The sequence below is a fragment of the Agromyces mariniharenae genome (assembly GCF_008122505.1).
Classification (GTDB): domain Bacteria; phylum Actinomycetota; class Actinomycetes; order Actinomycetales; family Microbacteriaceae; genus Agromyces; species Agromyces mariniharenae.
Window position 1 is genome coordinate 731132 of sequence record NZ_VSSB01000001.1, and the last position, 21640, is coordinate 752771.

The window sequence follows — 21640 nt, forward strand, 5'->3', positions numbered from 1 at the left end:
ACCCTGCGGCGGGCCCATCCTAGAGTGGTGCACGTGGTGGGCCGGTTCTTCTCGGGTGTCGGGATGCTCCTGCGCGGGTTCGGCTTCTGGGGCCGCCGCCCGGGCGTGATGATGCTCGGGGTGATCCCCGCCGCGATCGTGTTCGTGCTCATCGTCGTCGGGCTCTCCACGCTGGCCGTGAACCTCGCCGGCATCACCGACTGGATGACGCCGTTCGCCGACGGCTGGGTCGACCCGTGGCCCATGGTCGTGCAGGTGCTCGTCGGCGCCGTGCTGTTCGGTGGGGCGGTGGTGTTCGCGGCGCTGACGTTCACGGCGCTCACGCTCATCGTGGGCGACCCGTTCTACGAGCGGATCTGGCGCGCCGTCGAGGGCTCGGTCGGCGGTCCGGTGCCCGAGCAGGGCACCGGCTTCTGGCGCACCGTGCGGGACGGGCTCGGGCTCATCGGCCTCGCGCTCGTCACGGCGATCGGCGTGGGCCTGGTCGGGTTCATCCCGGTGGTGGGAGCGGTGCTCGCGCCCGTGCTGGGCGTCGTGCTCTCGGGACGTCTGCTCGCCATGGAGCTCACGTCGCGGCCGTTCGAGGCTCGCGGCATGGACGGGCCCCAGCGCCGCGCGATCCTGCGCGGGCACCGGGCCCAGCTCTTCGGATTCGGCATCGCGACGCAGCTGTGCTTCATGGTGCCGCTCGGCGCGATCGTCGCGATGCCCGCAGCGGTCGCGGGGTCGACGTTCCTCGCCCGCTCCGCCCTCGACGCAGCCACCGCCGCGGCGGCGACGCCGCCCGCACAGCCCCTGCCGCCGGCTGCCCCGGTCCCCCGCTGACCCCGGCTCGACGCCGGCTCGACCCCGGCTCGACGCCGCGGCATCCGCCCGTCGTGTGTGCCGAACTGCAGGAACTTCCGGCCGACGCGCCGAGCGGATGCCGCGACCGCACGGCGTGTCGCACAGAAGTTCCTGCGTTCGATGCGGACAGGGGCCGACGAGGGCGGGCGACGGATGCCGCGCCTCACGCCTCGGGCGCGCGCCCGTCGAAGAGCAGCATCGGCACGGGGCCGAACGGCATCGACCGCACCCGGAGCCGGCGCACGTCGACGCCCGTGAAGCCCGCCTCGACGAGGGCGCGCTCGGTGTCGCGGTTCCAGTGGCATCCGTGGCACACACGCTTCGCGATCGGCGTGGCCACCGCCTGCACGAACCGCTTGAGCGTGCGCCGCGGTGCCTGCACGTGGTCGACGAACACGACGCGTCCTCCTGGGACGAGCACGCGGCGCACCTCGGCGAGCGCGGCTGCCTGGTCGGTCACCGAGCACAGCACGTAGGTGCCGACGACCGCGTCGACGGAGTGGTCGGGCAGCGGGATCGACTCGGCCTTCGCATCGAGCGGCACCGCCTCGTGCCGCCACTCCTTCGCGCGGGTGGCGAGCTCCTCGCGACGCTTGGCGTCGGGCTCCAGGCCCTGCCAATCGACGCTCGGGTCGAACGCCCCGAAGTTCTCGCCGTCGCCGGCGCCGATCTCGAGCACCCGGCCGCGCACGCGCGCCACGAACTCGCGCTCGAGGCCGTCGAGCTCGTCGTCGTCGATCAGCGGCGTGGCCACTCCGGCACGCTACCGCGCCGGAGCCCGCGCGTCAGCCCCGCGGCATCCGTCGACGGCCCCAGCGCCGCGCCGTCAGCCCTGCACGCGACCCGACGACGCGGCGATGCGCTTCAGCAGCGGCGGCTTCGCGAGCACCCAGGCGACGACCATGACGACGACGGATGCCGCGAACACCACGAATCCGACCCAGTCGTCGGTGTCGCGCGCGGCGTACATCTGGTTGAGCTTCGCGAGCGCGCCCGTCGTGAACACGAGCACGACGTGGACGAACGTGAACGCGAGGAAGAACAGCATCACGGGGTAGTGCACGGCCTTCGCGAGCTTCTCGGGGAAGGCGCGCACGAGCGGCCCCTCGAGCGGCCAGATCGACGAGAGCCGCAGGCCCGTGAGGATCGCGAGCGGCGACGCGATGAACACGATCGCGAAGTACGCGAGCTGCTGCAGCGCGTTGTAGACGACCCACGAGTTCTCGGTCGGCCACTCGAGCGAGGCGTACTGCAGCGCCGCCGAGAGCGAGTTCGGCACGACGGCCCAATCGGTCGGCACGATGCGCAGCCACTGCCCGGTCGCGAACAGGAGCACGACGTAGACCACGCCGTTCAGCACCCAGAACGCGTCGAGCCAGAGGTGGAACCACAGGAAGATGCCCATGCGGCGGGGGTTCCGCTTCGTGCGCGGCCAGCGGCTGTTGTCGCGTGTCCAGAAGCCAGGCGGTCGCTGTTTGGAGCGCAGCTGGAACCCGGTGCGCACGAGCAGCAGCAGGAAGAACGAGTTGAGGAAGTGCTGCCAGCCGAGCCACGCCGGAATGCCGACGGGTGTCCCCTCTGGCGGCGGGACGATGCCCGGGTACGTCTCGATGAACTGCTCGATCGCGGGGAACGTGCGCAGCCAGCGCGCGACGAGCACCACGACCACGAGCGCGACGAGCGCGATCACCGTCCACCAGATCACCCGCTTGCGCTGGGCCCTCCACCACGTGGCGGCGGCACTCGCGCGGCTCGGCTTCGACGAGGTCACGGTCATCTCCGGGGCGGTTCCTTCTCCGGCGACGGCCGGCACGGTCGGTCGCGGCTCGACGGCACGTCGGCGCCGCGGTCGTCGACAACGGATGCCTCGACCCTAGCGTCGGCGGCCGGGAGCGGCGAAGCCGGCCGCAACACCGCGACGCACCGGGAGCTTGTGGACACCCGGTGCGCGGAGTGCTTCAGTGGTCCCGTGACCCACGCGGTCCACGCGGACTACCTCGTGGTGGGGGCCGGCGCCACCGGGATGGCGTTCACCGACGCCCTGATCGACCATGCGCCCGGCGCTCGCGTCGCGATCGTCGACCGACGGCACGGCGTCGGCGGGCACTGGCTCGAGGCCTACCCGTTCGTGCGACTGCACCAGGCGTCGGCCTTCTACGGCGTCGCGTCGACCCTCCTCGGCGGCGGCCGCCTGCAGCAGCGCGGGCCCGAGGCCGGACTGCAGGAGCGTGCGACGAGGGCCGAGATCTGCGCCTACTACGAGCGCGTGCTGGCCGACCGCCTGCTCGAGTCGGATCGGGTCGAGTTCTTCGCGGGGTGCGAGTACCTCGGCGACCGGACGTTCGTGTCGCGCGTCTCGGGCGAGCGCTACGAGGTGCCGGCGCGCTGCCGCATCGTCGACGCGCACCACCTCGCACCGATGATCCCGGCCGAGGAGCCGCCGCCGTTCGCGGTCGCCGACGGCGTGCGGGTCGTGCCCGTCAACGAGCTGGCGCACCTCGACGAGGCGCCGAGCCGGTATGTCGTCGTGGGGTCGGGCAAGACCGCGACCGACGCCTGCGTCTGGCTGCTGGCGCGCGGCGTCGATCCCGGCGCGATCTGCTGGATCCGCCCGCGCGACCCGTGGATGCTGAACCGCGCGGTGATCCAGCCCGACCCGGCGATCTTCGTCGGCATGGTCGCCGACCTGATGCGGGCCGCGACGGACGCGGCATCCCTCGACGACCTGTTCTTCCGATTGGAGGATGCGGGCGTGATGCTGCGGATCGACCCCTCGGTGACGCCCACCATGGCGAAGGCGCCGACGCTCGCGACGTGGGAGCTCGACCTGCTGCGTACGATCGACGACGTCGTGCGCCACGGGCACATCACGGCCGCGGAGCGAGGACGCATCACGTTCGCGGAGGCGTCGATCGCGGTCCCCGACGACGCCCTCCTCGTGCACTGCGCCGGCGACGGCCTGCGGCAGGCGCCGCTCGTGCCGGTGTGGGCGCCGGAGGCGATCACGCTCCAGCCGATCCGGGCGGGGTTCCCGTGCTTCGGCGCGGCCCTCGTCGGCTACGTCGAGGCGACCCGCGACGACGATGCGGAGAAGAACCGGCTGTGCCCGCCGACGCCCTACGGCAACTCGCTCGGCGACTGGGCCCGGATGACCGTGATGGGCGCCCGGGCCTCGAGCTCGTTCGGCGCGGAGCCCGATATCACGGCCTGGGCCGACGGCGTCGCCCTGAACCCCGTGCGCACTCCGCCGGGCGAGCGCTCAGTCCCGCTCGACGACGCGCTCGGCCGCATGCGGGCGCACCTGGGCTCGGGCATCGCCCGGCTCGCCGAACTGGCGGGCCTGCGGTGAGCACGGCCACGGCCGCGACACGACGCGCGCGGAGGCCGCCGCGCTCGGGCTGGGTCATCGCCGCGCTCTGCACCGGCACCGCGCTCAGCGCCCTGAACTCGGGCATGATCGCCGTGTCGCTCAGCACGCTGCGGCAGGAGTTCGCCGTCGACGTCGCGACCGTGACGTGGGTGATCTCGGTCTTCTACCTCACCTCGGCGGTGCTGCAGCCGCTCATGGGACGGCTCGCCGACGAGTACGGAGCTCGTCGCGTGTTCGCGGCCGGAATGGCGATCACGATCCTCGCGGGCGCCCTCGGCCCGTTCGCCGCGACGTTCGGGTGGCTGTTGGCGGTGCGGATCCTGCTCGGGATCGGCACCGCCACGACGTTCCCGGCCGCGGCCGCCATGCTGCGCGCCATCGCCGCACGCTCGGGCGGCTCCGCCCCGAAGATGATCGGCCGCATCCAGCTCATCGACACCAGCGCGGCCGCCGTGGGTCCCGTCGTCGGCGGCGTGCTGATCGTCTTCGGCGGCTGGCAGGCGATCTTCTGGATCAACATCCCGCTCGCGGCGATCGCCCTGGTCTGGACGCACCTGCTCGTGCCGCGCGACGCGCCGCGCCCGCGCACGCCGCTGCGGACGGTGCTGCGCGACGCCGACGTGCCGGGCATCCTCCTGTTCGTCGTCACGATCGTGGCGCTGCTGGTGTTCCTGCTCGACCTCACGGCCGACCCGAACTGGCTGCTGGTGCCGGTGGTGCTCGCAGCCGGCGCGCTGTTCGCCTGGCGCGAGCTTCGGGCGTCGACGCCGTTCATCGACCTGCGCCTGCTCGCCGAAAACGGGGCGCTCATCCGCGTCTACGTCGTGTTCATCCTCGCGAACCTCGTGTTCTACAGCGCGCTGTTCGGCATCCCGCAGTACCTCGAGGATCACGCCAGCTACCGCACCGACGTGATCGGGCTGCTGCTCCTGCCGCTCGCCGCGTTCAACGCGCTGGTGACGCCGTGGGCCGAGAAGCTCATCGATCGGCGAGGCCTGCGCGCGGCATCCGTCATCGGCGCCGTCGCGCTCGCGATCTCGACGCTGTCGCTGCTCGTGCTCGGGATCTCGACCGCGCCGCTCGTCATCCTCGCCGTCACCGCGATCATCGGCATCCCGTACGTGCTGGTGCTCATCTCGATCACGCAGTCGCTCTACGTCGCGGCGCCGCCCGACCAGGAGGGCCAGGCGGCCGGCCTGTTCCAGACCGCGCGGTCGCTCGGATGCATCGGCTCGACCGTCGTCGTGGGCCTGTCGTTCGCGGGCGGCACGAGTCCGGTCGACTGGATGCTGCTCGCGGCGATCACCGGCGCCCTCGGCGTGCTGTACCTGCTCGTCGTGGTGCTCTGGCGCACGCGACGTCCGGCGGCGCCTGGCGCGGCCGCGGCATCCGCGACCCCCTGAACGCCGAGCGAGCCGCTCGAATGGGAACAGGGCGCGCCCCGGCGGAGCGCGCCCTGTCGCCTCGACGCCGGTCAGCAGTGGGTCGCGTCGTTCCCGTCGATCGACGCGAGCAGCGACCCGAGGCCGCCGAGGCCGTCGACGCCGAACAGTCGCGCGACGTTGCCGAGGCCGAGACGCGGCTCGTCCTGCGCACTGCTGTGCGCCCCGAGCCCGCCGTCCGAGCGGGCGGCCTGCGACGAGACCACGCCCCAGCAGTTCGTGCCGTCCGCGGGCGCGGCGACCGCGGGGGCGGCGGTGGCGAACGTGGCCGTCAGGGCCAGCGCCCCGGCGATGGCGAGAGTGCGGACATGCATGGGTTCCTCCCATCCTCGTGGGCGGCGTCAGCGCCGCCTGCAGGGAGTTCGGGGCCGCGCGCCCGGCGGATTGCCGCGACGTCGGATCGCGGCGCGACGTCGGCGCTCAGGCCCCGACGCCCGCGATGCGGTTGGCGGATGCCACGAACGCGGGCCGCACGCGGTCCCACCCGTCGAGGTAGCCGCCGACCATCGCGGCGTCGCGCGCGAGCACGAGCTCGGCTGCTGCGCCCTCGGGATCGGGCGCCTCGGCCGCGGTGAGGAGCTGCTCGAGCGTCGACCGGAACCAGGCGCGGTGCTCGGCCACGGCCACGCGCACGCCGCTGTCGGCATCGGGATACTCGGCCGCGGCGTTGATGAAGGGGCATCCGCGCGTGTGGTGCAGGGCGACGTCGTCGGCGAGGGCCTCGATGACGAGGCCGACGAGCGCCTTCGGCTCGGCCCCGGATGCCTCGGCGGCCTCGAACGCGCCGCGGATGTTCGCATCCTCGACGCCGAGGTACGCCTCGACGAGGTCCTCCTTGCTCGGGAAGTGCCGGTAGAACGTGGCGCGGGTCACGCCGGCCTCGGCGATGATCCGGTCGACGCCGACCGAGTGGATGCCCTCGCGGTAGAAGAGCTCCGACGCCGTGCGCAGGAGTCGTTCGCGGGCGGCGGAGGTGCCGGCTGGGGTCGTTCGAGTGGTCATATGAAAAATGATAGAACGATCTTTCTCTTTTTGCTTGACATCCGTCGGCGCGGCCGGGTATGTTCGCTGCCAACAAGACAGAACGGTCGTTCTACTTCAGGTTCGACCAACGCAGAGCCCACCGCCGCCATCCCACAGGGATTCGCGTCACCTCGAAGGAGCAGGAACCATGACCGCCACCGACACCACCAAGGCCACCATCGTCCTCGTCCACGGCCTCTGGATGACCCCGAAGAGCTGGGACACCTGGGCCGAGCGCTTCCGCGCCCAGGGCCACGAGGTCATCGTCCCGGGCTGGCCCGGCATCGACGACCGCAGCGTCGAGGACATCCGCTCGAACCCGGCCGCCCTCAAGGGCGTCGGCCTGAAGCAGATCGCCGACCACTACGAGCGCATCATCCGCGCCCTGCCCCGCACGCCGATCATCATGGGCCACAGCTTCGGCGGCGTGATCACCCAGATGCTCGCCGACCGCGGCCTCGGCGTCGCCTACGTCGGCGTCGAGCCCGGGCAGGCCGCCGGCATCACGACCCTTCCACTCTCGACGCTGTGGACCGGCACGCCGATCCTGTCGAACCCGTTCGACCGCAACGGCGCCAAGCCGCTGTCGAAGTCGCACTTCCACTTCACCTTCGGCAACGACCTCTCTCGCGCCGAGTCCGACCGCATCTGGGCGGAGCAGGCCGTGAACTCCTACAACCGGGTCTTCTTCGAGGGCGTCGCGTCGACGCTCAACGAGCGGGGCGGCGTGAGCCACGTCGACTACGCCCGCGCCGACCGTGCGCCGCTGCTCGTCATCACCGGTGAGATCGACCACGTCGTGCCGCCGGCCATCGGCAAGGCGATCGTGAAGAAGTACCGCTCCACCGGCAGCCCAGCCACCGTGGACTACCGGGAGTTCGCCGGCCGCACGCACCGCATCGTCAGCCAGGACGGCTGGGAGGAAGTGGCCGACTACGCGCTCTCGTGGGCGCTCGAGCACGCCGTGGCCCAGCCCGCCGCGGCGACTCCGGCGGCCTGATCCGATCGTCGACGCGCTGACGGCGCGGAGCTCCGGCTCCGCGCCGTCGCGTGTCGACGGCGGCGCGGGCGCAGCACCCGCGCGCCTTGACAGCGGTGCGGGCCGGGAGGAGGCTCGCACCGAGGCATCCCGGAGCGCATCGCTCACGAGGAGGTGGGGCCGATGGAGGAGCGACCGATCGAGGGCGTCGGCACGGCCGTTGCGGCGTTCGTCGGGCTCGCTCCCGAGGGCCCGATCGACGACCCCCTCGGCATCGACGTCGACGGTTGGGGCACCGACGAGGACGCGATCTGGGGCGCCATTCAGGCCGGATCGCTCCGGCCGGCGCTGCGGAGCTTCTTCGAGAACGGCGGCCGTTCGGCGATCGGCATCCGCGTCGAGGACGCCGGTCTCGGGGGCGTGACCTCGGGGCTCGAGGCGCTCGACCGGGTCGACCTCGTCAACCTGCTCGTGCTGCCCGCCGAGTCGGCGGATCTGGACGACGCCCGCGCGATCGTCGCCGAGGCCGCGGCGTTCTGCGAACGCCGGCGCGCGATGCTGCTCGTCGATCCGCCGACGTCGTGGACGGATGCCGCGACGGTGCGGACGGCCATGGCCGCAGGCGCCGAGGCCGCGATCGGCACGGCCAGCCCGAACGCCGCGCTCTACCTGCCGCGCCTTCGGCGCTCGGATCCGATGCACGGCGCTCCCGGGGAGTTCGCGCCCGCCGCGGCCGTCGCCGGCGTGATCGCCCGCACCGACCTCGAGCAGGGCGTCTGGTCGGCGCCCGCCGGGACCGACGCCGACCTCCGCGGCGCGGACGGCCTCGAATTCGACCTCGGCTCGCGCGATGCCGAGGCGCTGAACGAGCTCGGCATCAGCACCCTGCGCACGTTCCCGGGGCGGGGGCCGGTCGTCTGGGGTGCTCGCACGCTCGCGGGCGCCGACGTCGCGGCGAGCGAGTGGAAGTACGTGCCGGTGCGTCGCATGGCGCTGTTCCTCGAGGAGAGCATCGAGCGCGGCCTGCAGTGGACGCGGTTCGAGCCGAACGGCGAAGAGCTGTGGGCGGCGGTCCGGAAGTCGGTCGGCGCCTTCCTGCACGGCCTGTTCCGTTCGGGGGCGTTCCACGGCGACACGCCCTCGCGCGCGTACTTCGTCCGGTGCGACCGCGACACCGTCACGCAGGGCGACCTCGACGCCGGAGGGTTCACCGTGCACGTCGGGTTCGCGCCGATCAGGCGCGCCGAGTTCATCGTGCTCCGCATCCGGGCACGCGCGCTGCCGCCCAACGACTGAGCGACGCGAGCGGATGCCGCGAGCCCGCGTCGCCGTCGCGGGCGTGACGGATGCCGCGAGCCCCCGCCCGCGGCATCCGCTGATCTCGATCTCGTCGGTCGCTCCGCTCAGCCCCGCAGCGTCGCGAAGTACGCCCGGATGTCGCCGACGACGACGTCGGGCACCTCGATCGCGGCGTAGTGTCCGCCCTTGTCGAAGCGGCTCCAGTGCATGATGTTCGAGTTGTCGCGCTCGGCGAAGACCCGGATCGTCTGGAAGTCGTCCTTGAAGATCGCCACGCCGGTCGGCGCGGCGTTCACCTGCGGCTCGGCCTCGACGCGGGCGTTCTCGAGGTAGCTGCGGCTCATGCCCGCGGCGGCGTTCGCGAACCAGTTCACGGTCACCTCGGTGAGGATCCGGTCGAGGGGCACGAGTGCGGTGCCGTTGCCGAACGAGTTGAACAGCTCGCTGTACGCGAGCAGCGCCACGGGCGAGTCGCTGAGCCCGACCGCGACGGTCTGCGGCCGGCTCGCGTTCATGGTGTTGTAGCCGCCGACGGTCTGGAACCACTGCAGGAACTCGAGCGCCGCGTAGTCCTGCGGCTCGAGCCGCTCGAACTCCGTCGGGTCGCCCGACGGGAACGAGAACAGCTGCAGCACGTGCAGGCCGAGGAAGCCGTCGGGGTTCAGCAGGCCGAGCTCACGCGCGACGAGCGCGCCGTTGTCGGAGCCGTGGATGCCGTACTCGGTGTAGCCGAGGCGGTGCATGAGCTCGTCGTAGGCGCGGGCGACTCGGGCCATCGTCCAGCCCGCCTCGGAGACGGGGTTCGAGAAGCCGTAGCCCGGGGCATCCGGGACCACGACGTCGAAGGCGTCCTCGGCTCGCCCGCCGTGCGCGACCGGGTCGACGAGCGGTCCGATCATGTCGAGGTAGTCGACCGACGACCCCGGGTAGGTGTGCGCCAGGATCAGCGGCGTCGCGCCCTCGTGCGGCGAGCGCACGTGGATGAAGTGGATGGGCTGCCCGTCGATCTCGGTCATGAAGTGCGGCACGGCGTTGATGCGCGCCTCCTCGGCGCGCCAGTCGTACGTCGTGCGCCACTGCTCGACCGCGTCGCGGAGGTAGGAGTTCGGGGTGCCGTAGGTCCAGTCGTCGCCGGGCGCCGGCTGCGGCAGGCGCGTGCGCGCGAGGCGGTCCATGAGGTCGTCGAGGTCGGCCTGGTCGATCTCGATCGCGAACGGGCGGATGTCGGTGGTTGCGGTGTTCGTGGTGTTCGTCATGTCTCCGACGCTACGAGCGAATGAGGAACGTTCGGTTCCTAATCGCGCGAATTGCTCCCACCACCGCGCCGCGGGGCGCGACTGCCGCGCTCAGCCCCGGTATCCCTGGGTGACCTCGTCCTTGTGCGCCGCGAATGCCGCGAGGACCTCGCCCTTCTCCTGCTCGGGCACGCCGACGGCATCGAGCGTGCGGCCCAGCTCTGCGGCCACCTCGTCGAACTCGTCGGGCGAGATGTGGAGCCGGCGATGCGCCTCCTCGAGGCCGAGCACCGTGCTCCCCGGAACGGTCGCGGTGTACTCGAACGGACCGCCCGCGACGTTGCACACCCAGAGGGTGCGCATGAACTTCAGGCCGGGGAGCCGGCCCAGGTTCTGCGTGTGCCATTCCCTGAGGGCGGGGTTGTTCGACTGCTGGCCGACGATCGGATTGCGGACGACCGCATCGCTGAAGTGGTCGACCACGGCGGCGATCGCGAACACGCCGCCGAGGCGTTCGTAGAGGCTCTGCTCGGACATGGCTGATCTCCTTCGATCGAGTGCCACGGAAACCGTGCCGGTCCTGGCGCGATTTCTATAATTCACTGTCGTTGAATATACAGCGGGATTCGCGCGGCGTCCATGGTTCTCGAACGGATGCAGCGAGCCGGCGGGCAGAATTGACCGCATGTCCGACACGGCCGCGCGACTGCTCGCGATGCTGTCGCTGCTGCAGGCCCGACCCGACTGGACGGGCACCGAGCTGGCCGAGCGGCTCGGGGTCTCGACGCGCACCGTCCGCACCGACATCGACCGCCTGCGCGAGCTCGGATACCCCGTCGACGCGAGGCGCGGCGCGGCCGGCGGCTACCGGTTGGGAGCGGGCGGCAAGCTCCCGCCGCTCCTGCTCGACGACGAGGAGGCGGTCGCCGTGGCGATCGGGCTGCGCGAGGCCACCGGGATCGCGGGCATCGAGGAGTCGAGCGCCCGCGCCCTCGCGAAGCTCGAGCAGGTGCTGCCGTCGCACCTGCGTCCCACGGTGGCCGCGATCGGCGCGGTGGTCGACCGCGCGCCCGAGAACATCGGCACGGATGCCCCCGACCCCGAGGTCGACCACGCCGTCCTCGCCGCGGTCGCCGCCGCCATCCGCGACGTGGAATGGCTGCGCTTCGACGACCGCGGCACGCCCCGGCTGGTCGAGCCGTATCGGTTGCTGAGCTGGCAGCGGCGCTGGTACCTGGTCGCTCGCGACCCACGGTCGGGCGAATGGGGCGTCTACCGCGCCGATTGGATCGAGCCGCGGATGCCGACCCGCCGCCGCTTCTCCCCCAGCCCGTTGCCGGGCGGCGACTACACCGCGTTCGTGATGCGCTCGATCGCGATGAGCGGATGGAACGTGCACGCTCGCTTCCGCGTCGCGGCATCCGCCGAAGCCGTGATCGCGCGCATCAATCCGACCGTGGGCGTCGTGGAGGCGGTGTCCGACGACGAGTCGGTGCTCGTCACCGGTGCCGACTCGCTCGACACCATCGCGGCGTACATCGGCATGCTGAACATGGACTTCACCGTCGAGTCGCCGCCCGAGCTCGCGCCGCTGCTGCGCACCTACGCGGAACGCTACACGCGGGCCGCCGACGGTGGGAGGCTGGAGACATGACGACGACCATCGAACGGCACGTCGACATCGCCGCCTCCCCCGTGGCGGTGTTCGAACTCGTCGCGGACCTGCACGGCTACGGACGTTGGCTCGCGTCGTCGGGCGATTACGAGGGCACGAGCGAGATCTCGCCGCCGCCCGTCGCCGTCGGCACCACCTACGTGGAGCACAGTCGCCGGGGCGTGCGCCACGGCATGGTCATCGCCGTCGCGCGGCCCGACGTCATCGCATTCCGGCAGCCGATGACGCTGCGACCGCGCCTGACGGGCACGATCGACAGCACCGTGACGATGTCCGTGTCGGCGACCGCGAAGGGTGCGCGCGTGACCCGCACGGTCGAGCTCGGGATCCCGCGGCGCATCGGATTCCTGCGATCGGTCGTCGTCGGGCGGTACACGCGCGAGAGCGAGCGGATGCTCGCGGCACTGAAGCGGCACGCCGAGGGGGCTCCGGGGGCGTAGGAGGAGCGGAAGGAGCATCCGTGACCGAGACCACCACGACCACGACCGGGACGACCGACTGGCCGACCGCCGAGCTGCACGTGCACCTCGAGGGCACGATGGAGGTCGAGCTGCTCGTCGAGCTCGCGCTCCGCAACGGCGTCGCCCTGCCCACGCACGACCCCGACGTGCTGCGCGAGTCGTACGCGTTCGCCGACCTGCAGGCGTTCCTCGATCGCCTGTACGCGAACCTGCGGGTGCTGCGCACCGAGCAGGACTTCCACGACCTCGCGAGCGCCTACCTCCGGCGTGCGCACCGGGCGAGCGTGCGCCGGGCCGAGATGTTCTTCGACCCGCAGACCCACCTCGGCAACGGCCTGCCGTTCGAGGCCGTGATCGGCGGCCTCGCGTCGGCGCTCGACGAGGCACGGCGCGAGCTCGGCATGTCGGTCACGCTCATCCCCTGCTTCCTGCGCGAGCGCGGGGCGGATGCCGCGATGGACATGCTCGACGTGATCCTCCCGTTCCGCGAGCACGTCGTCGGCATGGGCATGGTGTCGACCGAGGTCGGATACCCGCCCGCGCTGTTCGCCGACGTCTATGCACGAGCCGCGTCCGAGGGGCTGCACCTGGTCGCGCACGCCGGCGAGGAGGGTCCGCCGGCCTACGTGCGCGAAGCGGTCGACGTGTTGCATGTCGAGCGGGTCGACCACGGCAACCGGTCGATGGAGGATCCGGAGCTCGTGCGACGGCTCGCCGAGCTGCGGATGCCGCTCACCGTCTGCCCGCTGTCGAACGTCGCGCTCGGCACGGCGCCGCGCGACCTGTCGCGGCATCCGCTGCCCGCGATGCTGACCGCGGGACTCGTCGTGACCGTCAACAGCGACGACCCGGCCTACTTCGGCGGCTACATCGACGACAACTACCGTGCCATCGCCTCGGCCCTTCCACTGGATGCCGCCGCGCTCGCGACCCTGGCGCGCAACTCGTTCGCGGCGAGCTTCGCCGAGCCCGGCGAGAAGGACGCGTGGATCGCGGAGGTCGACGCGGTGCTGGCGGGGGCTGCAAGCACCCCGGGCTGACGGATGGCACCGATCGGGCTCCGAGTCCGGGACATCCGGTCACCGCTCGTTCTACCGGACGTCACCGCATCGGCCTAGCGTGAGGGGATCAGTCGCGAACCGCCGAAGATGCCGAAGGAGAGGGCATGTCCACGAGACGCCGCACCACCGCCGCACTGACCGCCACCGCCACCCTGATCGGAGCCGTCGCCGTCACGGCGCTGGCCGGTCCGGCCGCTGCGGCCCCGCCCGACGGGCGCGGACCCACCGAGCTGCGCGTGGCGACCTACAACCTCTCGCTGAACCGCAACGCACCCGGGCAGCTCGTCGCCGACCTCTCGACCACCACGAACGCGCAGGCGAAGACGGTCGCGGAGGTCATCCAGCGCGCGAACCCCGACATCGTGCTGCTGAACGAGTTCGATTACGTGCCCGACAATCAGGCCGTGAACCTGTTCCGCGACAACTACCTCGAGCTGTCGCAGGGCGGCGCCGACCCGGTCGAGTACCCGTACGCGTTCGTGGCGGAGTCGAACACGGGCATCGCGAGCGGCTTCGACCTCAACAACAACGGCCAGACGGTCACCACGCCGCTCGCCGCGGGCTACGGCGACGACGCGTTCGGCTTCGGCGCGTTCCCGGGCCAGTTCGGCATGGCCGTGCTCTCGAAGTACCCGATCGACACCGATGCGGTGCGCACGTTCCAGAAGTTCCTCTGGAAGGACATGCCCGGAGCGCTGCTGCCCGACGACCCGAACACCGCGGCCCCGGCCGACTGGTACTCGTCCGCAGAGCTCAACGTGTTCCGCCTCTCGAGCAAGTCGCACTGGGACATCCCGGTCGACGTGAACGGGCGCACCGTGCACGTGCTCGCGTCGCACCCGACCCCGCCGACCTTCGACGGCGCGGAGGACCGCAACGGCCTCCGCAACCACGACGAGATCCGCTTCTGGGCCGACTACGTCACGCCGGGCACCGCGTCCCGCTACATCTACGACGACGCCGGCGGCACCGGCGGCCTGAAGCCCGGCTCGTCGTTCGTGATCCTCGGCGACCAGAACGCCGATCCGCTCGACGGCGACTCGGTGGATGCCGCGATCGACCAGCTGCTCGCCCACCCGCGTATCACGGATCCGCTGCCGACCTCGGAGGGCGCCGTCGAGGCGGCGACGCTCCAGGGCGGCGCGAACCTCACGCACGAGGGCGATCCGGCCTTCGACACGGCCGACTTCAATGACAACCCCGCGCCCGGAAACCTGCGCGCCGACTACGTGCTGCCGTCGCGCGACCTGCGTGTGCTCGACGCGCAGGTGTTCTGGCCGCTGACGACGGACCCGCTGTACCGGCTCACGGGTGCATTCCCGTTCCCGTCGAGCGACCACCGGCTCGTGTGGGTGGACCTGCGGGTGCACTCGTAGGGGGCGTGTTCTCGCCCTGCTGAGGCGACGGATGCCGCGGGCCGGCCGGGCTCGCGGCATCCGCGTGTCGGCGCCCACCCGTTCGCGACCCCATCCGCTCCCCTCCCGCGCTCCGCTTCTCCCCTGCGCCCTTCTCGCCTGCGTCCACCCTCTCCCCTGCCGCGCTCCCCTTCTCGCCTGCGTCCACCTTCCCCCCTTGCCGCGCTCCCCTTCTCGCCTGCGTCCACCCTCTCCCCTGCCGCGCTCCCCTTCTCGCCTGCGTCCACCTTCTCCCCTCCGCCCACCGCGTCTTCTCGCGCCCGACGTCTCTTCCGTGCGCACCGCGTCTCCCTGCACCCAACGCGCGTCGCTTCGATTCCTCCACTGGGTTCCCGCCGACCTTCCCACTTGCCCTCCACAGGTCGATGCCAGCATTGGTTATTCACAGCTGATCTGGGCTTTTCAACGGATCTGAATGTCGGTGGGTGCGTGCATGATGGTTTCATGACCGGAATCCGCGACACCCTCCACGAGGTGCGATCGCGGCTGCTCGACGCACTCTCGTTCGACGCGCCGACCGGTTGGGCCGACGACGAGCTCCTCGCGAACGCGGGTGCGCTCGAGGCGCTGGGCCGGGTCGTCGACGCGCACCGGGTCGCGGTAGCGGGCGAGATCGCGGAGCGTTCCCGGATCGAGCTCGGCGACCAACGCCTCTCGACGCGGAAGGGATGCCGGTCCGCCGTCGAACTGCTCGAGCGGGTCACCCAGGTGTCCGGGTTCGAAGCACGACGACGCATCACCCTCGGGGCTGCGACGCGGGTGCGCGACGAGTTCGCGGGCGAACCGGGTGAGGCTCGCTTTCCGGCAACCGCTGCCGCGCTGGCCTCGGGTGACGTCGGGGCGGATGCCGCGGCCGCGATCATCCGCGAACTCGACCGGACCCGCCCCTACGCCGACCCGGCCCGGCTCGCCGCGGCCGAACAGGCACTCGTCGATGAGGCGACGGGATCCGGTGATTTGGCGCCGGTGCGGTGCACCGCCGACGAACTGCGGATCCAGGCGCAGGCGTGGGCGACCTTCCTCGACCCCGACGGCGTCGAACCCAACGACGAGCGCGCGATGCGCCGGCGCGGGTTCCGGATCGGCCGCTCCGCACGGGACGGGCTGATCCCGGTCACCGGTGAACTCATGCCAGAAGTCGCCGCGAAGCTCACCCGGCTCTTCGACGCGCACCTTTCACCTCGCGTCGGCGGCGGGTTCCAGACTGACGAAGACCGAGCGCTGGCGGCGGAATCCGGGGAGGACCGCACCCCCGACCAGCAACGCCACGACGTGCTCGCCGCGATCATCGACACCGCAGCCCGCTCCGGCGAACACCCCACCATCGGCGGCGCCGCACCGACGGTGCTGGTCAGCGTCCGCGCGTCCGACCTCGCCGCCGATCGTGGAGTCGCGCACGCCGACGGCATCGACACTCCGATCTCGCTGCGCGCGGCCCGGCACATGATCTGCACCGGCGGCACCCAGACGATCACGTTCGACGACGACGGCCGGATCATCGAACTGGGGTCACTCGAACGCTGCTTCACCGCCCACCAACGCCGGGCGATCACGCTCCGAGACGGCGGTTGCATCATCCCCGGCTGCACCATCCCCGCCGCGTGGACCGAGATCCACCACGTCACCGCCCACACCGACGGCGGACCGACTCATCCTGACAACGGCGTGCTCCTCTGCTGGTTCCACCACCGCACGATCGACACCTCGGGCTGGCTCATCCGGATGATCCGTGGCGTGCCGCACGTCCGACCACCCCGATGGCTCGACCCCGGCGGAACCTGGCGCCCCAGCACCAAATCCCCCACCCGACTCGCCGACCAACACGAACGACCACCCACGGCGCACGCCGCCTGACCGCTCGCCGATGCGGAGGCGATCCCCTGGTTCATGCGAGTGCCCGGTGTCGTCGGCGGCGTTGCCGGGCCGGTGGCACCCCAACGGCAGGTGGTGCTGACGCGCGAGCGTGCGTCGATGCGGCGAGCGTGCGTCGATGCGGAGAGCGTGCGTCAATGCGGCCAGCGTGCGTCGATGCGGCCAGCGTGCGTCGATGCGGCGAGCGTGCGTCGATGCGGCGAGCGTGCGTCGATGCGGAGAGCGTGCGTCAATGCGGCCAGCGTGCGTCAATGCGGCCAGCGTGCGTCGATGCGGCGAGCGTGCGTCGATGCGGCGAGCGTGCGTCGATGCGGAGAGCGTGCGTCCATGCGGCGAGCGTGCGTCGATGCGGCGAGCGCGCCGCGTCCGGCCCCGTGCGATCGCTGCGCTCTCAGCTCCCGCCGAGCCCCACCCGGTCGGGCACCGCCCCGACCACCCGTGGCAGCCACGACTCGACGTCGGGCCACGCGCGACCGGTCGGCAGGTGCCGGAGCAGCTTGGCGAGCGAGTCGTCGGCGGCCGGCCACGGGATCACCCGCGTCGGCGACTCCGCGGCGAGCACGCCGAGCCACCAGTGCTTCCACGTCACGGCCAGGTGCTCGGGCTGCAGCACGACGTAGTAGTCGGGCACGTTCATGGCGTGCCGGCCCGCGGCCTCGAGCGCACGGTCGATCTCGAGCTCGAGCACCCCGTAGGTGGACTGGTCGTCGAAGAACTCCACCCAGGCGTTGGCGACGTGAGCGAGCGGATCATGGTCGTGCACGACGTACGGCGCCGCGGTCGACGCGGACCAGCGCGCCACGTCGTCGTCGGATGCCTCGTCGAAGACGGCGGCCCGCACGTTCGCATACCGCTCGAGCGCATGGATGGCCGACGTCGCCTCGTCACCGACGACGACCAGTGTGGTGCTGGCCGGTGCCTCCATTTCCGCATCATACGTCCGCCCCAGGCGGGCACAGGGAGCCATGCGTTCGTTTCGCGGAGACCGTCACACGACCGTGACCAGCCCGACACGAGCGAGCAGCATCGTCACCGGATCCGGAGCACGACGTTCCCGCGCTTGTGCCCGCTGTCGACGTACCGATGCGCCTGGGCGACATCGTCGAGGTCGTACGTACGATCGATCACCGGCCGGAACTCCCCCGCCTCCGCGAGCCGCATGAGCGCAGCGAGGTCCTCGTGGCTCACGGACGTTCCCGCCGACGTCACGAGCGATCCGCTCCGCCGCGCATCGCGCTTCGCGCGCAGCATCCCGCGCAGCCCGGTCACCACGAGCAGCAGCGCTCCGCCCGGCTTCAGCGAGTGCTCGACCCGGTCGAACGGCGCGTTGCCGACGCACTCCACGATCACGTCGTACGTCGAGCCGTCGCTCGCGAAGTCCGCCGCTCGGTAGTCGATCACCCGGTCGGCGCCGAGCGAGGTGACGAGGTCCGCGTTCCCGGCGCTCGTGACCGCGGTGACCCGAGCGCCGCGGAGGGCCGCGAGCTGCACGACCGCCGTGCCCACCGCACCGGATGCCCCGTTCACGAGCACCTCGGTGCCAGGTCCGATGTCGACCATCCCGAGATACGCGAGCGCGGTGTGACCCCCGAAGACCAGGGCGACGGCCTCCTCCCACGACAGGTTCGCCGGCTTGTGCGCGATCGCCTTCGACATCGGCACGCGCGCGTACTCCGCGTGTCCGCCGAAGTCGCCTCCGAGCATGGCGACCACCTCGTCGCCGGGCGCGAAGCCCTCGACGTCCTCGCCGACCGCCTCGACGATGCCCGCGACGTCCATGCCGAGCACGGGCTTGCGCGGCCGGAACACGCCGAGCGCGACCGGGATCATGATCCCCAGCCCCTCAGGCAGGTCGCGGCTCCGCATCCGGTGGTCGGCGATGCTCACCGTGCTCGCGTGCACGCGCACGAGGAGCTCATCGGCCTTCGGCTCCGGTCGCCGCACCTCCTCGACCCGCACCACCTCGGGCCCGCCGAACCGGCGCGCCACCGCGGCCCGCATCGTGCTCGTCGACGCCGTGTTCGCCGTCTTCGTCGTCATGGTGTCCATTTCGAGACCTCCCGTTGCCTTACGTTGTAAGTCTTACGATGTAAGATAGCGTGGGTTCGAGGAATTGTCGAGAGGTCGAACGCCGGATGTCCCGCAGGCTCGTACGGTGGCACCAGACCCGGACGAAGAACGGGAGCCGCACGATCGACGAAACGCTCGTACGGTGGACGGAACGCTCCGACGGATGACACGAGGAAGGAGGGCGACCATGACGTCGACGACGCAGCAGGCCCGACGCCGCACGCCCCTCTCCCGCGAGCGCGTCCTCCGCGCCGCCGTCGATCTCGCCGACACCGCGGGCATCGACGCGCTCACCGTGCGCCGGCTCGCGGAGTCGCTCGGCGTCGAGGCGATGTCGCTCTACTACCACGTGCCCAACAAGGAGGCGATCCTCGACGGCATCGTCGACCTCGTGTTCACCGAGATCGAGGGCGAGGTCGGCGGCTTCCAGGTCCCCGAGACGGATGCCGCGTGGCACGACGCACTGCGCGTCCGCATCCTCGGTGCACGGCGCGTGATGCTGCGGCATCCGTGGGCCCCCGCCCTGCTCGACAGCCGCACCGGACTCGCACCCACGACCGCCCGGTACGTCGACTCCGTGGTCGGCACCCTCCGCTCGGGCGGGCTGTCGTACGACCTGATCCACCACGCGATGCACGCACTCGGCAGCCGCATGTTCGGGTTCTCGCAGGAGCTCGGCGAGGACGACGACTCGGGCGACGCCGACCTGGCGCAGCTGGCCGCGATGGTGCCGCACCTCGCGGCGATGCTCGCGGTCGTGCGCCACGACGATCCCGACTCGACGCTCGGTTGGTGCGACGACCAGTACGAGTTCGAGTTCGGGCTCGACCTCATCCTCGACGGGCTGGCGCGCAAGCGCGCACTCGAGGCGCAGGCCGACGCCGCGACCTCGACAGCGGGAACGGCTGCCGAGGACCCGCGAGACTAGCTCGCGACGCCCAGCCGAGCGTCCGCATCGGCCATCGCCGCCTCGACCACGCCGAATACCTCGTCGGCCGGCGCGCCGCCGATCGTGACGACGCCCCACGCATCGTCGAACCGCACGAACGACGACGACGCGTTGTCGAGCCGCGGGTAGTGGCGGGCGTCGTGACCCGAGATCCCCGCGAGGGTGAAGCGGATGAGGGTGCCGTGCGCGACGGCGAGCACGCGAGCGCCGGGATGATCCACCGCGATGCGGTCGAGGCCGCGGATGCCGCGGGGCCCCACCTCCGCGTCGGGCTCCATGCCGGCGAAGTCGCGCAGGGGCCAGCGCACGTCGAGCTCGGAGACGAGCGTGCCCTCCGCCTCGCCGAAGTCCTGCTCGATGAGCTCGTCGTAGGCCCCGCCGACGGGCAGGTCGAGCTCGCCCGCGATGATCAGGGCGGTCTCGCGGGCCCGGTCGAGCGGCGAGCTCACCACGACGTCCCACGGCTCCGCGGCGAGCGGAGCGGCCGCGGCGAGCGCCTGCGCACGACCGGTGTCGTTCAGCGGGATGTCGGTGCGCCCCTGCATGCGGCCGGCGAGGTTCCAGTCGGTCTGACCGTGGCGGATGAGGGCGAGCAGCACGCGTTCCAGCCTAGGCGAGCCACGGACCACCCACCTCCCCGTGCGAGCACTGAGGAAATCTCCGTGCTGTGCACGGATGCGGCACCCGTGCCGGTCCCGCAGCCTTGTACGCACCATCCACCCGACCTCATCGAGGAGATCACCGCATGACCGACACCGCCACCCTCCAGTCCGACGCCGACCTCGCGCTCAAGCGGAAGCACCGCGCGATGTGGGCCTCGGGCGACTACCCGACGCTCGCGTCCGACCTCATCTGGGAGCTCGGCACCCGCGTGGTCGCGGCCGCCGACGTGCGCCCCGGCGAGCGCGTGCTCGACATCGCCGCCGGCAGCGGCAACGCCGCGATCCCCGCCGCCCTCCGCGGCGCAACAGTGGTGGCGAGCGACCTCGCGCCCGAGCTGTTCGACGTCGGACGACGCCTGGCCACCGAGGCAGGCGCCGAGCTCGAGTGGCGGGAGGCCGACGCCGAGCACCTGCCGTTCCGCGACGCCGAGTTCGACGTCGCCCTCTCGACGGTGGGCATCATGTTCGCGCCGCACCACCAGGAGGCGGCCGACGAGCTTCTGCGCGTCGTGAAGCCCGGCGGACGGATCGCGCTCATCGCCTGGACGCCCGAGGGCTTCATCGGCCAGATGTTCAAGACCATGAAGCCGTTCGCGGCTCCGCTGCCCGAGGGCGCCCAGCCCGCACCCCTGTGGGGCGACGAGCAGCACGTCCGCGGCCTCCTCGGCGAGCGGGCGACCGACGTCGAGATGGTGCGCGAGTCCGTGAGGATCGACCGGTTCCGCACGGGCGAGGAGTTCCGCGACTACTTCAAGCACCACTACGGCCCGACGATCGCGGTCTACCACCGCATCGCCGACGACCCCGAGCAGGTGCGCGCGCTCGACCAGGCGCTCGCCGAGCTCGGACGAGCCCACGGGCTCGACGGCTCCGGCCGCGGCACCGAATGGGAATACCTCCTGTTCACCGCGCGGCGGAGCTGATCCACCCATCACCTCCCCCTGCACGACCCCGAGGAGCACGATCATGAACCTCAGCGAGGACTACCAGGTCTTCGAGTTGCGACGGGCCGGCGAGCAACGCCTCCAGCGCGACCTCGAGCGCCGCCGCGTGATCGCGGAGCGCCTCGCCGAGACCGGCGAGGCCGGCAACGGCGTCACGGATGCCGCGCGCCCGCGTCGCGGCATCCGCCAGCTGCTGCCCCGCCGCCTGCGTCCGGTCATGCCGGACAGGCCCGCGTTCGGCGGCGCGGTGTGACCGACCGCCGTGTGACCGGCCGCCGATCACCGCACCGCCCCGCACCGCACACCCAGCCGACCGCCGGGTCGGCGCGGACGCACG

General features: G+C 71.8%; 22 protein-coding genes. 13 read left to right on the top strand and 9 right to left on the bottom strand.

Annotated features, from left to right (window positions below; translation table 11 throughout):
- Positions 1–33: 33 nt before the first annotated feature.
- Complete coding sequence (locus FYC51_RS03275) at positions 34–825, top strand: EI24 domain-containing protein (RefSeq protein ID WP_238476188.1); 792 nt, start codon at positions 34–36, stop codon at positions 823–825.
- Between the two features lie 184 nt (positions 826–1009).
- Here the strand turns inward: FYC51_RS03275 and FYC51_RS03280 are convergent, their stop codons facing one another.
- Both FYC51_RS03280 and FYC51_RS03285 read right to left on the bottom strand, forming a co-directional pair.
- On the bottom strand, positions 1010–1600 hold the full coding sequence (locus tag FYC51_RS03280; protein ID WP_148732241.1) for a class I SAM-dependent methyltransferase: 591 nt from the start codon (positions 1598–1600) through the stop codon (positions 1010–1012).
- A 72-nt stretch (positions 1601–1672) separates the two neighbouring features.
- Positions 1673–2623 carry a cytochrome b/b6 domain-containing protein gene (locus tag FYC51_RS03285; RefSeq protein ID WP_148732242.1) on the bottom strand — a complete coding sequence of 317 codons (951 nt, stop codon included), beginning with the start codon at positions 2621–2623 and terminating at the stop codon, positions 1673–1675.
- Between the two features lie 192 nt (positions 2624–2815).
- On the opposite strand from FYC51_RS03285, the gene FYC51_RS03290 reads away from it, so the two are divergent.
- A complete protein-coding gene (locus FYC51_RS03290; protein WP_148732243.1) occupies positions 2816–4195 on the top strand; it encodes an NAD(P)-binding protein in 1380 nt (459 codons plus the stop codon).
- Positions 4192–5619 carry an MFS transporter gene (locus FYC51_RS03295; protein WP_238476189.1) on the top strand — a complete coding sequence of 476 codons (1428 nt, stop codon included), beginning with the start codon at positions 4192–4194 and terminating at the stop codon, positions 5617–5619. Before FYC51_RS03290 ends, FYC51_RS03295 begins: the two co-directional genes overlap by 4 nt.
- A gap of 71 nt (positions 5620–5690) precedes the next feature.
- On the opposite strand, the gene FYC51_RS03300 is transcribed toward FYC51_RS03295, so the two are convergent.
- The gene (locus FYC51_RS03300) at positions 5691–5972 is read right to left on the bottom strand and encodes a hypothetical protein (RefSeq protein WP_148732244.1); all 282 of its coding nucleotides are present in this window, start codon (positions 5970–5972) and stop codon (positions 5691–5693) included.
- A 106-nt stretch (positions 5973–6078) separates the two neighbouring features.
- Positions 6079–6660 carry a TetR/AcrR family transcriptional regulator gene (locus FYC51_RS03305; RefSeq protein ID WP_148732245.1) on the bottom strand — a complete coding sequence of 194 codons (582 nt, stop codon included), beginning with the start codon at positions 6658–6660 and terminating at the stop codon, positions 6079–6081.
- A gap of 169 nt (positions 6661–6829) precedes the next feature.
- On the opposite strand from FYC51_RS03305, the gene FYC51_RS03310 reads away from it, so the two are divergent.
- Complete coding sequence (locus FYC51_RS03310) at positions 6830–7681, top strand: alpha/beta hydrolase (protein ID WP_148732246.1); 852 nt, start codon at positions 6830–6832, stop codon at positions 7679–7681.
- A 162-nt stretch (positions 7682–7843) separates the two neighbouring features.
- Positions 7844–8956, top strand: coding sequence for a phage tail sheath family protein (locus FYC51_RS03315; RefSeq protein ID WP_148732247.1), 1113 nt, complete (start codon positions 7844–7846; stop codon positions 8954–8956).
- Between the two features lie 107 nt (positions 8957–9063).
- On the opposite strand, the gene FYC51_RS03320 is transcribed toward FYC51_RS03315, so the two are convergent.
- Both FYC51_RS03320 and FYC51_RS03325 read right to left on the bottom strand, forming a co-directional pair.
- Positions 9064–10215 carry an epoxide hydrolase family protein gene (locus FYC51_RS03320; RefSeq protein WP_148732248.1) on the bottom strand — a complete coding sequence of 384 codons (1152 nt, stop codon included), beginning with the start codon at positions 10213–10215 and terminating at the stop codon, positions 9064–9066.
- Between the two features lie 90 nt (positions 10216–10305).
- On the bottom strand, positions 10306–10731 hold the full coding sequence (locus FYC51_RS03325) for a group I truncated hemoglobin (RefSeq protein ID WP_148732249.1): 426 nt from the start codon (positions 10729–10731) through the stop codon (positions 10306–10308).
- Positions 10732–10879: 148 nt separating this feature from the next.
- On the opposite strand from FYC51_RS03325, the gene FYC51_RS03330 reads away from it, so the two are divergent.
- The 5 genes from FYC51_RS03330 (at position 10880) to FYC51_RS03350 (ending at position 16660) form a co-directional block, all read left to right on the top strand.
- Positions 10880–11848, top strand: a complete 969-nt coding sequence (locus tag FYC51_RS03330; protein ID WP_148732250.1) for a helix-turn-helix transcriptional regulator — start codon at positions 10880–10882, stop codon at positions 11846–11848.
- Positions 11845–12309 carry an SRPBCC family protein gene (locus FYC51_RS03335; protein ID WP_148732251.1) on the top strand — a complete coding sequence of 155 codons (465 nt, stop codon included), beginning with the start codon at positions 11845–11847 and terminating at the stop codon, positions 12307–12309. The genes FYC51_RS03330 and FYC51_RS03335 overlap by 4 nt, the downstream gene beginning before the upstream one ends.
- 20 nt (positions 12310–12329) lie before the next feature.
- Positions 12330–13370, top strand: coding sequence for an adenosine deaminase (locus FYC51_RS03340; RefSeq protein ID WP_238476190.1), 1041 nt, complete (start codon positions 12330–12332; stop codon positions 13368–13370).
- Between the two features lie 125 nt (positions 13371–13495).
- Positions 13496–14767: an endonuclease/exonuclease/phosphatase family protein gene (locus FYC51_RS03345; protein ID WP_148732252.1), complete on the top strand. Its 1272-nt coding sequence runs from the start codon at positions 13496–13498 to the stop codon at positions 14765–14767.
- 387 nt (positions 14768–15154) lie between these two features.
- Entirely contained in the window at positions 15155–16660 is a 1506-nt protein-coding gene (locus tag FYC51_RS03350; RefSeq protein ID WP_148732253.1) for an HNH endonuclease signature motif containing protein, read from the top strand.
- A 409-nt stretch (positions 16661–17069) separates the two neighbouring features.
- Here FYC51_RS03350 and FYC51_RS03355 read toward each other — a convergent pair whose 3' ends face one another.
- Both FYC51_RS03355 and FYC51_RS03360 read right to left on the bottom strand, forming a co-directional pair.
- Entirely contained in the window at positions 17070–17603 is a 534-nt protein-coding gene (locus FYC51_RS03355; protein WP_148732254.1) for a hypothetical protein, read from the bottom strand.
- 104 nt (positions 17604–17707) lie between these two features.
- Positions 17708–18718, bottom strand: a complete 1011-nt coding sequence (locus tag FYC51_RS03360; RefSeq protein WP_238476191.1) for an NAD(P)-dependent alcohol dehydrogenase — start codon at positions 18716–18718, stop codon at positions 17708–17710.
- Between the two features lie 217 nt (positions 18719–18935).
- On the opposite strand from FYC51_RS03360, the gene FYC51_RS03365 reads away from it, so the two are divergent.
- Entirely contained in the window at positions 18936–19676 is a 741-nt protein-coding gene (locus FYC51_RS03365) for a TetR/AcrR family transcriptional regulator C-terminal domain-containing protein (protein ID WP_238476192.1), read from the top strand.
- Here FYC51_RS03365 and FYC51_RS03370 read toward each other — a convergent pair.
- Entirely contained in the window at positions 19673–20296 is a 624-nt protein-coding gene (locus FYC51_RS03370) for a histidine phosphatase family protein (protein WP_187432469.1), read from the bottom strand. The genes FYC51_RS03365 and FYC51_RS03370 overlap by 4 nt on opposite strands.
- A 146-nt stretch (positions 20297–20442) precedes the next feature.
- Here FYC51_RS03370 and FYC51_RS03375 point away from each other — a divergent pair, with 146 nt between their 5' ends.
- Together FYC51_RS03375 and FYC51_RS03380 are read left to right on the top strand one after the other, a co-directional pair.
- On the top strand, positions 20443–21282 hold the full coding sequence (locus FYC51_RS03375; RefSeq protein ID WP_148732257.1) for a class I SAM-dependent methyltransferase: 840 nt from the start codon (positions 20443–20445) through the stop codon (positions 21280–21282).
- A gap of 43 nt (positions 21283–21325) precedes the next feature.
- The gene (locus FYC51_RS03380; protein WP_148732258.1) at positions 21326–21556 is read left to right on the top strand and encodes a hypothetical protein; all 231 of its coding nucleotides are present in this window, start codon (positions 21326–21328) and stop codon (positions 21554–21556) included.
- The last annotated feature ends 84 nt before the right edge of the window (positions 21557–21640 follow it).